Annotated in this window: 16 protein-coding genes; 2 read left to right on the plus strand and 14 right to left on the minus strand. The window is 34.4% G+C overall.

The window, feature by feature from the left end; all coding sequences use genetic code 11:
• Window positions 1–10 precede the first annotated feature (10 nt).
• The 4 genes from arsB to EP747_RS08725 form a co-directional block, all read right to left on the minus strand.
• Entirely contained in the window at window positions 11–1066 is a 1056-nt protein-coding gene (gene arsB, locus EP747_RS08705) for an ACR3 family arsenite efflux transporter (protein WP_129689519.1), read from the minus strand.
• The gene (locus EP747_RS08710; protein ID WP_129689520.1) at window positions 1063–1428 is read right to left on the minus strand and encodes an ArsR/SmtB family transcription factor; all 366 of its coding nucleotides are present in this window, start codon (window positions 1426–1428) and stop codon (window positions 1063–1065) included. The genes arsB and EP747_RS08710 overlap by 4 nt, the downstream gene beginning before the upstream one ends.
• A 635-nt stretch (window positions 1429–2063) precedes the next feature.
• Window positions 2064–2771, minus strand: coding sequence for an SDR family NAD(P)-dependent oxidoreductase (locus EP747_RS08715; RefSeq protein WP_129689521.1), 708 nt, complete (start codon window positions 2769–2771; stop codon window positions 2064–2066).
• Between the two features lie 251 nt (window positions 2772–3022).
• A complete protein-coding gene (locus EP747_RS08725; protein WP_129689522.1) occupies window positions 3023–3439 on the minus strand; it encodes a MerR family transcriptional regulator in 417 nt (138 codons plus the stop codon).
• A gap of 239 nt (window positions 3440–3678) precedes the next feature.
• Here EP747_RS08725 and EP747_RS08730 point away from each other — a divergent pair, with 239 nt between their 5' ends.
• Window positions 3679–4719 carry an NAD(P)-dependent alcohol dehydrogenase gene (locus EP747_RS08730; RefSeq protein WP_129689523.1) on the plus strand — a complete coding sequence of 347 codons (1041 nt, stop codon included), beginning with the start codon at window positions 3679–3681 and terminating at the stop codon, window positions 4717–4719.
• 227 nt (window positions 4720–4946) lie between these two features.
• Window positions 4947–5360 (plus strand): cupin domain-containing protein, encoded by a 414-nt coding sequence (locus EP747_RS08735; protein WP_205753814.1) that lies wholly within the window; start codon window positions 4947–4949, stop codon window positions 5358–5360.
• A gap of 185 nt (window positions 5361–5545) precedes the next feature.
• Here EP747_RS08735 and EP747_RS08740 read toward each other — a convergent pair whose 3' ends face one another.
• From EP747_RS08740 to EP747_RS08785, 10 genes are all read right to left on the minus strand, one after another.
• Window positions 5546–6310: an ABC transporter permease gene (locus EP747_RS08740; RefSeq protein WP_129689524.1), complete on the minus strand. Its 765-nt coding sequence runs from the start codon at window positions 6308–6310 to the stop codon at window positions 5546–5548.
• A complete protein-coding gene (locus tag EP747_RS08745) occupies window positions 6310–7071 on the minus strand; it encodes an ABC transporter ATP-binding protein (RefSeq protein ID WP_129689525.1) in 762 nt (253 codons plus the stop codon). Before EP747_RS08745 ends, EP747_RS08740 begins: the two co-directional genes overlap by 1 nt.
• Before the next feature lie 148 nt (window positions 7072–7219).
• On the minus strand, window positions 7220–7564 hold the full coding sequence (locus EP747_RS08750) for a DUF1048 domain-containing protein (protein WP_129689526.1): 345 nt from the start codon (window positions 7562–7564) through the stop codon (window positions 7220–7222).
• Between the two features lie 18 nt (window positions 7565–7582).
• Complete coding sequence (locus EP747_RS08755) at window positions 7583–7960, minus strand: DUF1048 domain-containing protein (protein WP_129689527.1); 378 nt, start codon at window positions 7958–7960, stop codon at window positions 7583–7585.
• 1 nt (window position 7961) lies between these two features.
• Window positions 7962–8285 (minus strand): PadR family transcriptional regulator, encoded by a 324-nt coding sequence (locus tag EP747_RS08760; RefSeq protein WP_129689528.1) that lies wholly within the window; start codon window positions 8283–8285, stop codon window positions 7962–7964.
• A 654-nt stretch (window positions 8286–8939) separates the two neighbouring features.
• Window positions 8940–10400: a spore germination protein gene (locus tag EP747_RS08765; protein WP_129689529.1), complete on the minus strand. Its 1461-nt coding sequence runs from the start codon at window positions 10398–10400 to the stop codon at window positions 8940–8942.
• Window positions 10401–10617: 217 nt separating this feature from the next.
• The gene (locus EP747_RS08770) at window positions 10618–11421 is read right to left on the minus strand and encodes an SDR family NAD(P)-dependent oxidoreductase (RefSeq protein WP_235832791.1); all 804 of its coding nucleotides are present in this window, start codon (window positions 11419–11421) and stop codon (window positions 10618–10620) included.
• Between the two features lie 75 nt (window positions 11422–11496).
• The gene (locus EP747_RS08775) at window positions 11497–12273 is read right to left on the minus strand and encodes a crotonase/enoyl-CoA hydratase family protein (RefSeq protein ID WP_129689531.1); all 777 of its coding nucleotides are present in this window, start codon (window positions 12271–12273) and stop codon (window positions 11497–11499) included.
• A 349-nt stretch (window positions 12274–12622) separates the two neighbouring features.
• The gene (locus EP747_RS08780) at window positions 12623–13012 is read right to left on the minus strand and encodes a YidH family protein (protein ID WP_129689532.1); all 390 of its coding nucleotides are present in this window, start codon (window positions 13010–13012) and stop codon (window positions 12623–12625) included.
• 119 nt (window positions 13013–13131) lie between these two features.
• A complete protein-coding gene (locus EP747_RS08785) occupies window positions 13132–14403 on the minus strand; it encodes an MFS transporter (protein WP_129689533.1) in 1272 nt (423 codons plus the stop codon).
• Window positions 14404–14539 lie beyond the last annotated feature (136 nt).

The following is a 14539-nucleotide window of genomic DNA, read 5'->3' on the forward strand; positions in this document are numbered from 1 at the left end:
TTGTTTATATTTATATTGTTGTTTCTTTTGCAAAATATTTTCTTCTTAACCAAAATGCTACATTAACTAAAGCAATCATTACAGGAACTTCAACTAGTGGACCAATAACTGCTGCAAAAGCCGCCCCAGAATTAATTCCAAAAACCCCTACTGCAACTGCAATTGCTAATTCAAAATTATTACTTCCAGCGGTGAAAGCTAAAGTCGTTGATACACCATAACTCGCCCCGGATTTCTTTCCTAAGAAGAACGATACAAAAAACATAATAATGAAATAAATTAATAAAGGAATTGCAATACGTACTACATCTAAAGGAAGTTCTACAATTACTTCTCCTTTTAATGAGAACATCACAATGATTGTAAACAGTAATGCGATTAGTGTTATCGGACTAATTTTAGGAATAAATTCTTTTTCATACCATTCCCTGCCCTTAGCTTTAACAAGAATTATTCTTGTAAATAGACCTGCTAAGAAAGGGATACCTAAATAAATGAAAACTGATTTCGCAACTTCTGACATTGTGATATCAATTGTCATTCCTTCTAACCCAAATATTTTTGGTAAAACAGTAACGAAAAAGTAAGCATATACAGAGAAGAATATCATTTGAAAAATTGAGTTAAATGCTACTAACCCAGCAGCATATTCTCGATCTCCATCAGCTAAATCGTTCCATACAATTACCATAGCAATACATCTAGCTAAACCAATCATTATTAATCCGACCATATACTCTGGATAATCTCTTAAAAAAATAATTGCTAATAAAAACATCAAAACTGGACCAATTAGCCAGTTTTGAATTAATGATAAGAATAATACTTTAACATCTTTAAATACTCTTCCAATTTCTTCGTATCTAACCTTAGCTAATGGTGGATACATCATTAAAATTAGCCCAACTGCTAAAGGTATTGAAGTAGTTCCAACTTGTAATTTATTCAGATTATCAACAAGACCTGGAGTTGAGATACCAAGAATAATCCCTAAAGCCATTGCCATAAATATCCATAATGTTAGATAACGATCTAGAAACCCTAAACGTTTCTTTTGTTTATTCAATTTGAAATCCCCCCTAACTCACAACACTTTTGTCTTACAGGACTGTTATTAATCAACTTTTCAATTAAATCATCTTGTGCAGGAGTATGCTCTAAAATGGTATGAATCATAGGATAATAAGTTGATTCTTTATTTAACGAATAGTAAACCCATTGACCTTTTTTTGTTTCATTAACAATTTGCCGATCTTTTAGTTTTCGTAAGTGTTGACTAATTGCTGGCTGACTCATTTCGAATGTTTCTGTAAACTCACATACACAACACTCTTGTTTATCTAGAATTGCAACCATAGTTAATCGCGTTTTATCACTAATTATTTTTAATACATTAGCAATATCTTCAACAGATCCTAAAATAGCCATCGTTTTTCTCCTTTTTTCTTAAGTTATATATAACTAAACACTTATATAAGTATGTACTTATATTAAGATGTTTTCAAGTGAAAAATCAATTGCAAATTCAAATAAATAGAAAATATATATGAGGTAAGATTATTATAAGAAGCATAAGATTCATTACACGAACCTTAGCTTTGTAATGAACGATTACTTGAAGAACTATTATGAGTATATAAAGAAAAAAGAGCTTGTTAAGAGCTCTTTTTCTATTAAAACCTTGCAATTTCTATGCAAATCGAAAAATAACGCTTAGTTATGAGGTAGGGTAAATTGCACAAATTTGAAATTGAAGAAGAAATCATAGAATTTCACCATTAATTAAACCCTACTTTTTTTTATTACGAAACAAGAAAAAGGTGCGTTGATACTAAATTTACACACCTTAATCCAAATTTTTATATTTTATAGCTATTTAGTTAGAATCTTTTTAACTAAATCAACAAATAAGTTTTTTTCTTCCTCTGAGAGATTTTTAATCTGTTTCAGATGAAGTGTATAAAAATATAGCGAAATAAATTATTAAACTTGAGACCCAGAATTTTAATTAGCAAACTAACCAAAAAAGAGGAAATATTCTCGGAAATTGAAAACGCTAATTATTACCAATCAATCCTTTTTCCATCTCTAAAAAATCCGCCGTTCGGTCCTTCAGAGCCCATCGTCACTAGCCAAAGCATCGACTCTGCTGCTTGCTTTGGAGTTCTTGGAGCAGATGATCCCCCCATATCTGAACTTACCCATCCCGGGTCGACCGCATTTATTTTGATATCTCCATTGATTTCTGCTGCTATCAAACGTGTCATACCGTTGAGGATAAATTTAGACAACTTATAAGCCCCTACTCCCGGATATGACATTTCACTACCCGCCCCATACTCTGAGGAAACATTAATAATTCTTCCATAACCTTGTTTTTCCATGAGACTTATAAAGGACCTAATGACATGGTATGCACCGTAAAAATTGGTGTCCATTGTCCTCTCTAGCATAGAAGGCTCCGAAGCTAATAGCTTTTCATTCTTATCTAAATACACGCCTGCGTTATTAATTAATACATCTAATCTTCCATATTGTTCATTTACTGTAATCGAAGCTTGATTAATACTCTCTTTATTGGCGACATCCATTTCCACACAAGAAACATCCAAATCTAACTCCTTAAGTTTTTGTACAGCTTTTTGACCTGTTTCTAAATCTCTACTTGCCAAAATGACCCTAAATCCTTTTAACGCCAAAAGCTTAACTAGCTCAAAACCAATTCCTCGATTCCCGCCTGTTACTAGTGCAACTTGTTTATCCTGAGACATTTTAATCCTCCATTTCTGCTCATTAAATCCCCTTATCTTAAATTCCTAATATAGATACTCCTTATGTGGAGAGTTGTTTTGTAGGACTAGATAGATAATTTCTTAGTAAAATAGTTACCAATCCTAGTATCGATGAAAGAATTCCCACAATCACAACATACTGTATACCCATTTCAGATATTAATAACCCACCTACAGCTGCACCGATTGTTGTTCCTATATTACAAGAAGATAAGATATTGGGGCTTTTGTTACTTAGTATTGAAAGTCCCTATTTTATTGCTTTTAAAAATATCTTCCGTTCCTGCTTCCAAAGCAGTCTTGTAATATGAACATTTATGATTGATTATTTCCATTGTTTTTTTTAATTCTTCCATCTGTGCTTCTACACTAGCTTTTCTTTCCAAAAACATGTCATATCTTAATTGTAAAGTGGTATCCCCGTCAGAACACCATTCAATGAAATTTTTAATTTCCTTAATTGGCATCCCAGTCGATTTCAGACATTCAATTACTTTTAAAGCTTCAATATCGGATTCTTTAAACACGCGTATTCCACTGCCTGTCCGTTCTACAAAAGGCATAAGGCCTTCTTTGTCATAGTATCGCAAAGCATATACTGTAAGATTCAATTCTTTTGCTACTTCGCCGATTGAATATGTTTTCAATATTTATCTCCCTTTCTTTAAGCTTTGACCTCGAGTTAACTCTATTATTATGAAAAGGATTTTATCATGTTATTTTTTTGATGTCACATTTAAAGAACGCAAAAAAATATAATTTAATCACTTGACCTAGAGTTAACTAGAGGGAATATCATGATGGTGCAAGAGAAAAAATCTATTGAATGCTTCAACCCTAGTGTTTAATTTGTTCTCTTGAAAAATATTTTTTTGGAAGTTTTATTATGATAACTGCAAAAGCACGAGCAGTAGATGGTCCTGACAAATCCTTTCGAGTTGCTGAAATCAAACGACGTGATCTTGATTTAAATGATGTTCTAATTGAAATTAAATATGCCGGAATATGCCATTCTGATATTCATACTGCACATGGAGAATGGGGTCATGTGCACTACCCACTTGTACCGGGACATGAGATTGCTGGAATAGTCACGGATGTAGGATCTGATGTCACGAAATACAAGGTTGGTGACAGAGTTGGAGTAGGATGTATGGTAGACTCATGTGGCGATTGTGAAAACTGTCGTAAAGGAGAAGAACAGTATTGTCTTAAAGGAAATACTCCTACTTATGCTGGTGTTGACAAATACGGCGAGCCAACTCAGGGTGGCTATTCAACCCACATAGTTGTAACGGAGGATTTCGTAGTTAGAATACCAGATAACATAGAACTTGATGCTGCTGCACCATTACTTTGTGCGGGTATTACTACATATTCGCCATTAAACCATTGGGGAGCAGGACCAGGTAAAAGGATAGCTGTAATTGGTATGGGCGGTCTTGGTCATATGGCAGTAAAAATCGCACATGCAATGGGTGCAGAGGTAACTGTTCTATCACAAACATTGAACAAAAGAGACGATGGCTTACAATTTGGAGCTAACCATTACTTTGCTACAAATGATTCAGAAACATTTGAAAAACTTGCGGGTACTTTCGACCTAATTATTAACACGGTAAGTGCAAAGATTAATTTGGATGACTATTTAAGGTTACTCACTCTTGATGGTACGTTAGTAAATGTCGGTGCTCCAGCAGAGCCGTTGTCACTAAGTGTTTTTTCACTTATAGGTCATCGTCGTTCATTTGCAGGTTCAATGATTGGAGGAATTCGTGAGACTCAGGAGATGTTAGATTTCTGTGGAAAACATAGCATTGTACCTAATATTGAAGTTATTACTGCCGATCAAATTGACGAAGCATACAAGCGAGTTTTAGCTTCTGATGTAAAGTATCGGTTTGTCATCGATCCTAGCACTATGTGAGGTGTGCGTTCTAATTATTAATTATATTTTTTCTGAGATGTCCTAAAAGCATTGCTTTTGTGGCATCTTTTTAATATGTAATGTCCCGTAACTATGTGGGCTTTTATAAGTAAAACTATCTATTAATAAGTTGGGATTGAACTACTGTTAGATATAGCTATTTAGGAAATGAATATTTGTCCAACTGTTCAACTTGGTTAAAAATAAGTATGTAGGAGGAAGTAATAATGATAAAAAATGAAGAAGTAAAAAATGGTGTCATATTCCCCGTTGGAGAAAAAAATGAAGCATACGCACAATTTTTTGTAGGACAAAGTTATCTTAAAACCTTAATTGCTGATCCAAAAGTGAATGTTGGTGTTGGGAACGTGACCTTTGAACCTGGTTGCAGAAATAATTGGCATATCCATCGTGATGGATTTCAAATTTTATTAGTAACCGGTGGAGAAGGTTGGTACCAAGAAGAAGGTAAACCTGCTCAATTCTTAAAGGCTGGTGATGTTATTGTCACTCACGATGGTGTGAAACACTGGCATGGTGCTGCAAAGGATAGTTGGTTTGAACACATTGCAATAACTGCAGGTACACCGGAGTGGTTGGAACCTGTTTCAGACGAAGAATATGAAACTTCAACTAAATAGATTCTAAAAACTAGCGCATCTAATCATGAATTCGATGCGTTTTTTTGTTTTATAATAAAAAAATAAATAACCTAAACTCTAAGATAACTAAATAAAAGAAAATGCATGGGATGTCTTCTCCTAAATCCTTTTCAAAGCAAAAAAAGTACAGACTGAAAGAATTCCCCAACCTGTACTTCTTCATTTTATTTCATTCGTTTTTTATATACTTTCATCGAAATCATATAAAACAAAATCCCAATTCCCACTAACCACAACACTGCTGTTACAATGACACCATAGTCAGGCTGCCCAGCTAAAATGGAACGCACACTTTCGGCAATTGGTGTCATTGGCTGATTTTCGGCAAAAGCTCGAAGCTTGCTACCCATATTATTTGTTGGAACAAAGGCAGAACTTACAAACATTAATCCCATTAGTAGATAAGAGAACACGTTCGCACCTTCATACGATTTTGACATTAGCCCGCATGCTACTGCAATCCAAGTGAAAGAAAATACGGTAAGCAGGATCATACCAAATGCTAATAGCCATTCTACAAAATTAGCATGAGGACGGAATCCCATAATAAAAGAAATGAGAATCACCGCAGCAACTGATAATAAGTTTAATAGTAAAGTTGAGATGACATGCCCTCCCAATATCGATGATTTGGAGATTGGCATGGAATGGAATCGATCAAAGATACCTCTAGTCATGTCAGTGTTCACTCGAACTGCTGTATAGGAAATCCCCATTCCAATACACATAAGCAGCACACCTGGAACGATAAAATTCACATAATCTACTTTATTCATTGTCATGGCACTACCGAAAATATAGACAAAAGCAAGCATAAGCATAATCGGCATAAGAATCGTTGTGATAATTGTGTCAATACTTCGAAGTGAATGCTTCATCACCCGACTGCTCATTGTAATTGTATCGCTGAAAAAATGGTTTCCACTCATTACAATTCTCCTTTCTTTCCGGTAACAGCGAGGAAAATTTCCTCAAGGTTCGGCTGTTTTTCCACATATTCCACTTTTTTAGGTGGAAGAATTGCTTTTAATTCATCCAATGTTCCTTGAACGAGAATCTTTCCATCATGTAAAATCGCAATGCGGTCAGCTAGTTGTTCGGCTTCTTCTAAATATTGGGTAGTGAGAAAAACGGTAATACCAGCTTTCGCCATATCACGAATCACTTCCCACAATGCTAAACGTGCTTCAGGGTCAAGTCCAACAGAAGGCTCATCAAGAAAAACAAGTTCAGGTGACCCAAGTACTGTCATTGCTAAATCCAAGCGTCGTTTCATACCGCCTGAATAAGTAGCAAGAGCTCGATTACCAGCTTCGACTAAGTCAAAGCGGCGTAGACTTTCTTCCACAGCTTCTTTCCGATTAGGCAAGTGGCGAAGTTTTGCTACTAGGTCGAGATTTTCGCGCCCTGTCAAAATATCATCTACTGCAACGTTTTGTCCGGTTAGACTGATTTTCTCACGTACTTGTTGTGGGTTTGTTTGTAGGTTTGCATTACAAACTTCAATTTCCCCCTTATCCGCTTGCAATAATGTAGTCAAAATTTTAATAATAGTTGTTTTACCGGCACCATTTGATCCAAGTAAAGCGAAGACACTGCCTTTTTCCACTTCAAAATCTACACCTTTGAGAACCTCAATTTCTTTGAAGGATTTTTTTAGCCCTTTCACTGAAATTGCTGTATTATTCATAATCCTTTCCCTCCCATATATGAAGTTGAAGGCGCGTTTCACTGCGTACTAGCGCCTGCAACTTGTTTTGTCTATATTGACTGACAATTAATCAGTTCTTACTAATAGCTAGTTTTCCAAAAAAGTATTTTAGTGGGGTGTTCAATGCTTATTTTTTCTTACTCACACGATCTAGAACGCTTTTGTTCAAATTATTGCGTAACTTATCATCCCATCTTTTCGCTTGATCAGTAAGTCCATTAGCAAATGCTGTCAAGTCTTCACCTGTCACTTCCAATACGTCTTTGCCATCTGCAGCACCAGCTTCAAACAAATCAATGAGATCATATTGGATTCTCAGCATATCCATGCCACTTCCAGAAGCGAAACTCCACATATAGTTGCAGATTGTTTTGTAGGCTTCTGAGTAGTTTCCTGGCAAAGCTTCCACACGCGCCATCATTTCTTTGTATTCTTTTTTGTCATCAAGTATCTTTTTGATAAAATTTATCATGATTTTTAGCCCCCTACCTTATTTTTTATTCGTCCATATTTTTACTTGCTGTTCTACTCTACTTTCAATGTCTTTTTTCAAATCTACTTGCTTTCCTAATATACTCGCCGATTCTCCATCTAGTTTTGAGAGAGTCATCAATTCGTCAGCAAATGCCGCCACGTCTTCACCAGTAACATCTAGTACATGCTTGCCTTCTGCTGAACTAGCTTCAAACAGTTCATACAAATTGATGATTTCTTCACCAAATCCATATCCGAAATTCCACATGTATTTTTGAATTTTTTTGAAAACAAATGCGTAATCTTTCGGAAGGGAATTTACTTTTTTCATAAATGCTTTGTATTCCTTCTTGCTTTCTAAATCGCCAATGATTAGCTCTATAAATTTCTTCATATTACTTCTCCCCTTTTAGGATATTTATTTTTGATGAAACAAAGTCCCATTTTTTCCAAAATTGCTGTAATTCCTCATGCCCAGCTTCGGTTAATGAATAAAACTTTCGAGGTGGACCCATTTCAGAACGTTTTTTCTCAATATTTACTAATTCTTTCTTTTCCAGCCTAATCAGAATCGTGTAGACTGTACCTTCGACAACCTCTGTAAAACCTAAATCATTAAGGAGGCGAGTAATCTCATAGCCGTAAGTATCACCTCGACTAATGATTTCCAGTACACAACCTTCCAACGAACCTTTAAGCATTTCTGTTAAATTTTCCATAGCATACACCTCCTTTAACTTTGGTTAAATTAGTTTTCAGTCAATTAGTAAAGGTAAACTGTAACGATAAGTAGCAGAGCACAATAATATTGAAATAGATAAAAGCACCTCTTTAAGCTATTTAGTATTACAGATATTCAGTATTACTTAGTACCCGATAAAAAAATATATCTAAATAGTCTATGGATCAAGGATTTCATATGATAATTTTTACTGAACTCTTTTCAACTATCTAGCATGACTGATATTCAGTGTTACTTAGTAATAGTATATTGTATTACTAAGTAGAGAAAATGTGAACCATTTTATAAAAAAATTTATAAATAATTTTCAACTATTTAGTATTACAGATATTTAGTATTACTTAGTACTGGTACAGTGTATCACTTAGTAGTTAGGTTGTAAAGTAGCTAAGCAATAAATTTTTGGTTGAGAAACACGATCAGCAACCACTATTTTTGTTAAGTTTCTGTGCAGTAATTTTCCAATAAATAATATTCATTGCCAAAAATCAAATTAAATGAAAACAAAGAAAAAGCCCAAATCTTTGTTACACTTAGGTTTGAGCTTGCAGTAATTCAAGTGAAAAAGTGAGGTAGTACAGATCCACGTATTGCTCTTCGTAAGATTTTTCCTGTACATCTTTTAGGCTTCTTACTTTCCCTTATCATCATGAGGATATTTGTGTGGGCTATTTATTAATTTACGTAAATCTCCCCTATAAAAAACATCTTTAAATTCTTTAAAATTAAAAGGAATTAGTGGTGCTAAGTATGGAACGCCTACTGAACGTAAACGAGACATATGTATGATCATTATCAACAATCCAATACCCAAACCAGTGAAACCGAAAAAATTTCCTATAAAAAGAAAAATATAGCGTATAGGTTGAAGAGAGCTCGGTAATGTTCCAATTGTAAGCATCGTGCTTGTTAGGTAAGCTAGCCCCGCTACGATGAGACTAAGTGGGTGAACTAGCTTTGCATCTACCGCTGTCGTACCTATTGTAATTGTAGAGATTAAAGAAACAACTAGAATCATTTCCCTTGAGATTTTATATGAACCAATTCCTAATATTTGTAACAAAAAGATAAGCAAGAATACTTCAGCCCACAAAGGCAAAACGGTAACTGTTTCTACAAAAAACTTTTTATGAATTTCTTTCGGTACCAAATTGTCATGAAATTTTGCAAATGCAAGATAAAATCCAGGTAACAAGATAGTTATCAGAAAACTTATTATTGTTATAAGGCGAACGCTTAACTTTAATTGTTTAACATAATAGTCACTTGGTTGCTGAAAGTATTGAACGAATAAATTAGGCACAATCGTTGCAGATGGGGTACCGTTCACCATAATGGCAATTCTTCCTTCATACAAAGCGGAAGCTACAGCATCTGGCAACTCAGTATTAAAAGAAAGCGGGAAAAACGTTTTCTGTGTTCCTTCTATTGCTATTTCAATTACTCTTGACTCAAGTACATAATCAACTTGTAAAGAGTCAATTCTATTATGTACTTCTTGCAAAGCAATTTGATCAACTCGATCAGTTAAATAAACAATCGCTACATCTGTTTTTGCGATCCTTCCAAGTTTCTTCTTTTCCACCATAAATGTAGGAGATTGAATTATATTATGAAGTAAATTTAAGTTCACTTTCAATTGTTCCGAGAAAGAAATCAATGGTCCTTGAATATTACGTTGTCTCGTACTTTGCTCGACTGATCGTTGTTCCCATTGTGCTGTATCAACAAGTATGCCACTTTCAAAACCATCAATTAAAACAAGTGTTTTGCCACTAAGAATACCTTCGATTGAGGAAGAAATTGATGTTATCAACTCGACGTTTTCTGAGCGAATATGATAACATGCTAAAGTATTCATAAAAGTATCTTTATCCTTGATTCGAATACTATGTAAAGGTTCAATAATACTCTCCCGAATTAGCTCTGTATTAACAATTCCATCAATATATAATAATGCACCAATGTTGTCTCCATTTGCGTCCAATTGAATCTGTCTCACATATAATTCAGGCGAATCATGTAACCCTTCTTTTATTTTTTTTATATTTTTATTTAGGCCCTTGGTGAAATCTTGTACTTCACTATTCATATATCACCTCGAATCATTTTTATACCAATCTATTTTAGTATCTAATCATCCTTAATTAAATATTCAATTCCTCTTATTACTTTTTGAACTTACTGCTTATAGCTATAAAGCTTAAAATATTAGTTGTAAAGATAAACTAATAAACATAAATCAAAAAAGCTCAAACCTTTTTACAAAAGAATTTGAGGTTTTTTCATTCTTATGTTTTCGTAGTATGTTACATATAAATCCCACCATTTACTTGTAAAATGGCTCCATTCACATAATTTGACATAGGAGAAGCAAGATAATAGATGGATTCTGCAGCCTCTTCAATAGTCCCTGATCGCTTCTGGGGAATCATTGCTGTTAATTGTTCACGCACTTTTTTAGGAATGCCAAGTGGAATGTCGCTGATGAATTCACCTTCTTCTTTTGATTGGGTCAACCGAGTATCCATAACCCCAAAAGCGATTGCATTACAATTGATGTTAAACTGTCCCCATTCTTTTGCTACTGACTTAGTTAAGCCAAAAAGACCTGCCTTAGCTGATGCATAATTCGCTTGTCCAACATTTCCTGTCAATCCAGCTATAGAAGATACATTAATGATTTTTCTGTAATGATCAACTCCTTGTTCTATCTCTTTTTTTGCTACATTCCTCATATAAGGTGCTGCTTCTCTTATAAGACGGAAAGGTGAAACTAAATGAACTTCCATTATTTTTCGAAATTGTTCATCCGTCATCTTGTGAACAAGTCCGTCCCATGTATATCCTGCATTATTGACCAAAATATCCAATCGTCCAAAAGAATTCATTGTCTTTGCTACGATCTTTGAAGGAAACTCGTTTTCCGTTACATCTCCTGAAAAGACAATCGCTTCTCCTCCTGATTCAACAATTTTAGCTCTTACCATTTCTGCATGACCTTCATCTAAATCAGATATAACAACTTTTACGCCTTGTTTTGCTAATTTTTCTGCTGTCGCTCTACCAATCCCTCTTCCTGCCCCTGTAATTATTGCTACATTTCCTTCCAATTCGATCGCCCTCCTTCAATTATTTGATAAATCGATCTCAATTTGTATCATTATTAATGTAGTTCTTTCTATTTCTCATCCATTATTAATCATTCCATGTTTGCCTTGCTCTTGTACGAAGCGCTTAGCACCTTTCATGGATTCACCACTTTGTACAACAGTCATTCCTAAAGTGAACTCTAACTGCATTGCTTTCTCAAAATCTAGATCAAATCCTTCATAAACTGCTTTTCGGTCATTTTTCATACATAATTGAGGATATTGAGCAATTTGAGCAGCAAGTTTTTCAGCTTCTTCCTTCACTGTTCCTACTTCTACAATTCGATTGGCAAGCCCCATAGAAAGTGCTTCCTCTGCTCCAACAGATCGACCAGTTAAAATCAGATCGAGAGCACGGCTCATACCGATTAAGCGAGGTAATCGCTGTGTTCCACCATCTATCAGTGGTACACCAAAACGACGACAAAAAACACCGAATATTGCGTCTTTTTCAACCACTCTAAGATCGCACCAAATTGCTAACTCTAACCCTCCGGCGACAGCATGACCTGATACTGCAGCAATTACAGGCTTTGATAAGTTCATTCGACTAGGACCCATAGGACCATCTTTCGACATATCTATATCCAAACAATTTCCGTCGTCTACAGAAAATGCTTTTAGATCTGCGCCGGCACAGAACGTTCCACCCTTTCCATACAACACAGCTACATGTAGATTTTCATCATTTTCAAAATCACGAAATGCTTCAGCAAGCAGTTGTGCTGTCTCACGGTCAACTGCATTCCTAACAATAGGTCGATTGATTTGAATCGTACAGATATTTTCTTTTTTTTCTACTAATACCTTCATTAACTATTACCTCACATCTCTATATTTAAGTGGTTATAATTAAATCTTTTATCGTTGCTCCATTCCTTCTATGTGATAAAAATGATGGTCCATATTCCAAATAATACAATCCCTATAGCAATAATGCCTTTGATCGTGATTTAGAATTTGAGAAAGGTCACTTTTCATCCATTTAAATAGTTGACTGCAGGAGATTTTTTTATTGAGTCAACAAAAGAGGGTATTAAAGGATATGAGTTTTATAGATAGATTGAAGGCGGGTTACATTGCTTTATTTGATCCAAATCTGCAAAAAATGATCCTCAAAAAGAAGATCATTTTTGGCAAATTCTTATCAAAGTAGAAGAGTTTAAAACAATCCCCATACATCTAAATAATAAGCTCCAAAAATAATAAAAATAAGAACTAAGGCCACCGATAAATAAACAACCAATGTCCTTGAAAATTTAAACGCTTGATTATTAATATCATTTCCTTTGATAAAATAACTGATCGTTGAAATAATTAAAGCAAAAATTCCAACAATAATCGAGGATAATCCAATTATTTTTGATAATGTATCTCCTATTTTTGCATTAGAAGCCAGAGTAGAAAAATGAAGATTAGTGATTAAAAAGCCAACCCCCATAATGGTTATACTTGTTCTTACCCAAGCAAGATAAGTTCTTTCATTTGCTAAATGCTGTTGGATATATTTAGAATCAATTGTTTCTTTCTGCTTTCCTAACGCATTATTCATATTCATACCTCTATATCTTTCTTCAGAATATCCTTTTAAAAAATTCAATCGGAATATTTTCACCGTAATTAAATCTACCATTCGAGTAGAAGTACATGGATTCTTCTATAAGATTCGCATTAGAGGTTCACTAGCTTATTATCCTTTTCTGTTGAAACTTGTTGATTTCGGCTTCTGAAAAGGAATATTAATAGCGCTGCAATTACCATAGCAATTGCCATTCCATAAATTGCGATACTATATCCCCCTGCTACATTTGCACCAGAATTTTGAATAAGTTTCCCAAAAATAATTGGTGTAATAATACCCGATGAAGTCATTATTCCAAAATAAGTCCCTGTCATAACTCCTCTTCGCTGTGGGAGTATACTAACTACAATAGCTGGGCTAAGTGTGTTTACAGTAATTACCAGTGTATTTACTAACGAAAGGAGGATGATGATTGAACCCGAACCAGTTAATAGTGGATACAATGAGTACAAAAACCCTGCTAGCAAAACACTAATAGCAGAAAATAAAATCCGCGATTTCCATAAACTTTGTGTTTTTTTGTATAAACGATCTGAAATGATGGATAGTAAGATTGCTAAAATAGCCCCAATTAAACCAGAAATAGCAATTACTGATGCTGACCTTTGTTCAGATAATCCTTTTACTTTTATTAAATACGAAGGATTAAAAGTAAGTCCAAAGACAATGAATGAATAAGCAATAAAAGCAATTAAAGTTGTAAATATAAAAATAGGAGATCGTAAAGCTTTCCAAACATCTTTTCTATTAATCTCATTTTTGTTTTCCAACGTACCTACTTCTTCTTCAAAAGAAACAGTTGGTTTCATTCTTCCTAACCAAAGCCAACAAATGAACCAGACAAAGCTAAAAATACCAGAAATAAAAAATGATTGTTTCCAACCATAATTTGATATTAGAGAAACGATAATAGGAGCTGTAACAGCTATCCCAACGACATTTCCAAAATTAATAATTGATATCGCAAATCCGCGTGATTCTGGTTTAAACCATTTACTTATATGACTAATTGCAGTTGCAAGAAATGCACCTTCTCCAGCCCCTAGTAATACTCTACTCAATATTAGAATCGGTAGACTTGATGCAAACAATGCCATAGATTGCGCGATTGTCCAAACAATTGCCATAATAGCAAGTGATTTTCCAGTACCAATACGATCCGATAGAGAACCACCTATAATTCCAAATATTGAAAATAACCAAAAAAAACTGCTACCTAAAATACCAAACTCGGTAGAGGTTAAGTTCAAATCTTTCGTAATATGAATTCCAGCTAATCCTAAAATTGATTTGTCAGCAAAATTAATAATAGCCATAATAAAAAGTGACAATAAAATAATCCATTTCGCCCAACTTTTCATCCAAATTCCTGCCTCTCATCAAATCTATTCTTTATTCGATAAACCTTTGTAAACATACCTTTGAAAAACACCTGCACAATCTTTTTTTGTACCGAACATGATTGAGCAGGTGCTTATTGAAATACATTGAATCAAT

Origin of the sequence: Gottfriedia acidiceleris, from assembly GCF_004138285.1 — a bacterium.
GTDB classification, from domain to species: Bacteria; Bacillota; Bacilli; order Bacillales; family Bacillaceae_G; genus Gottfriedia; species Gottfriedia acidiceleris_A.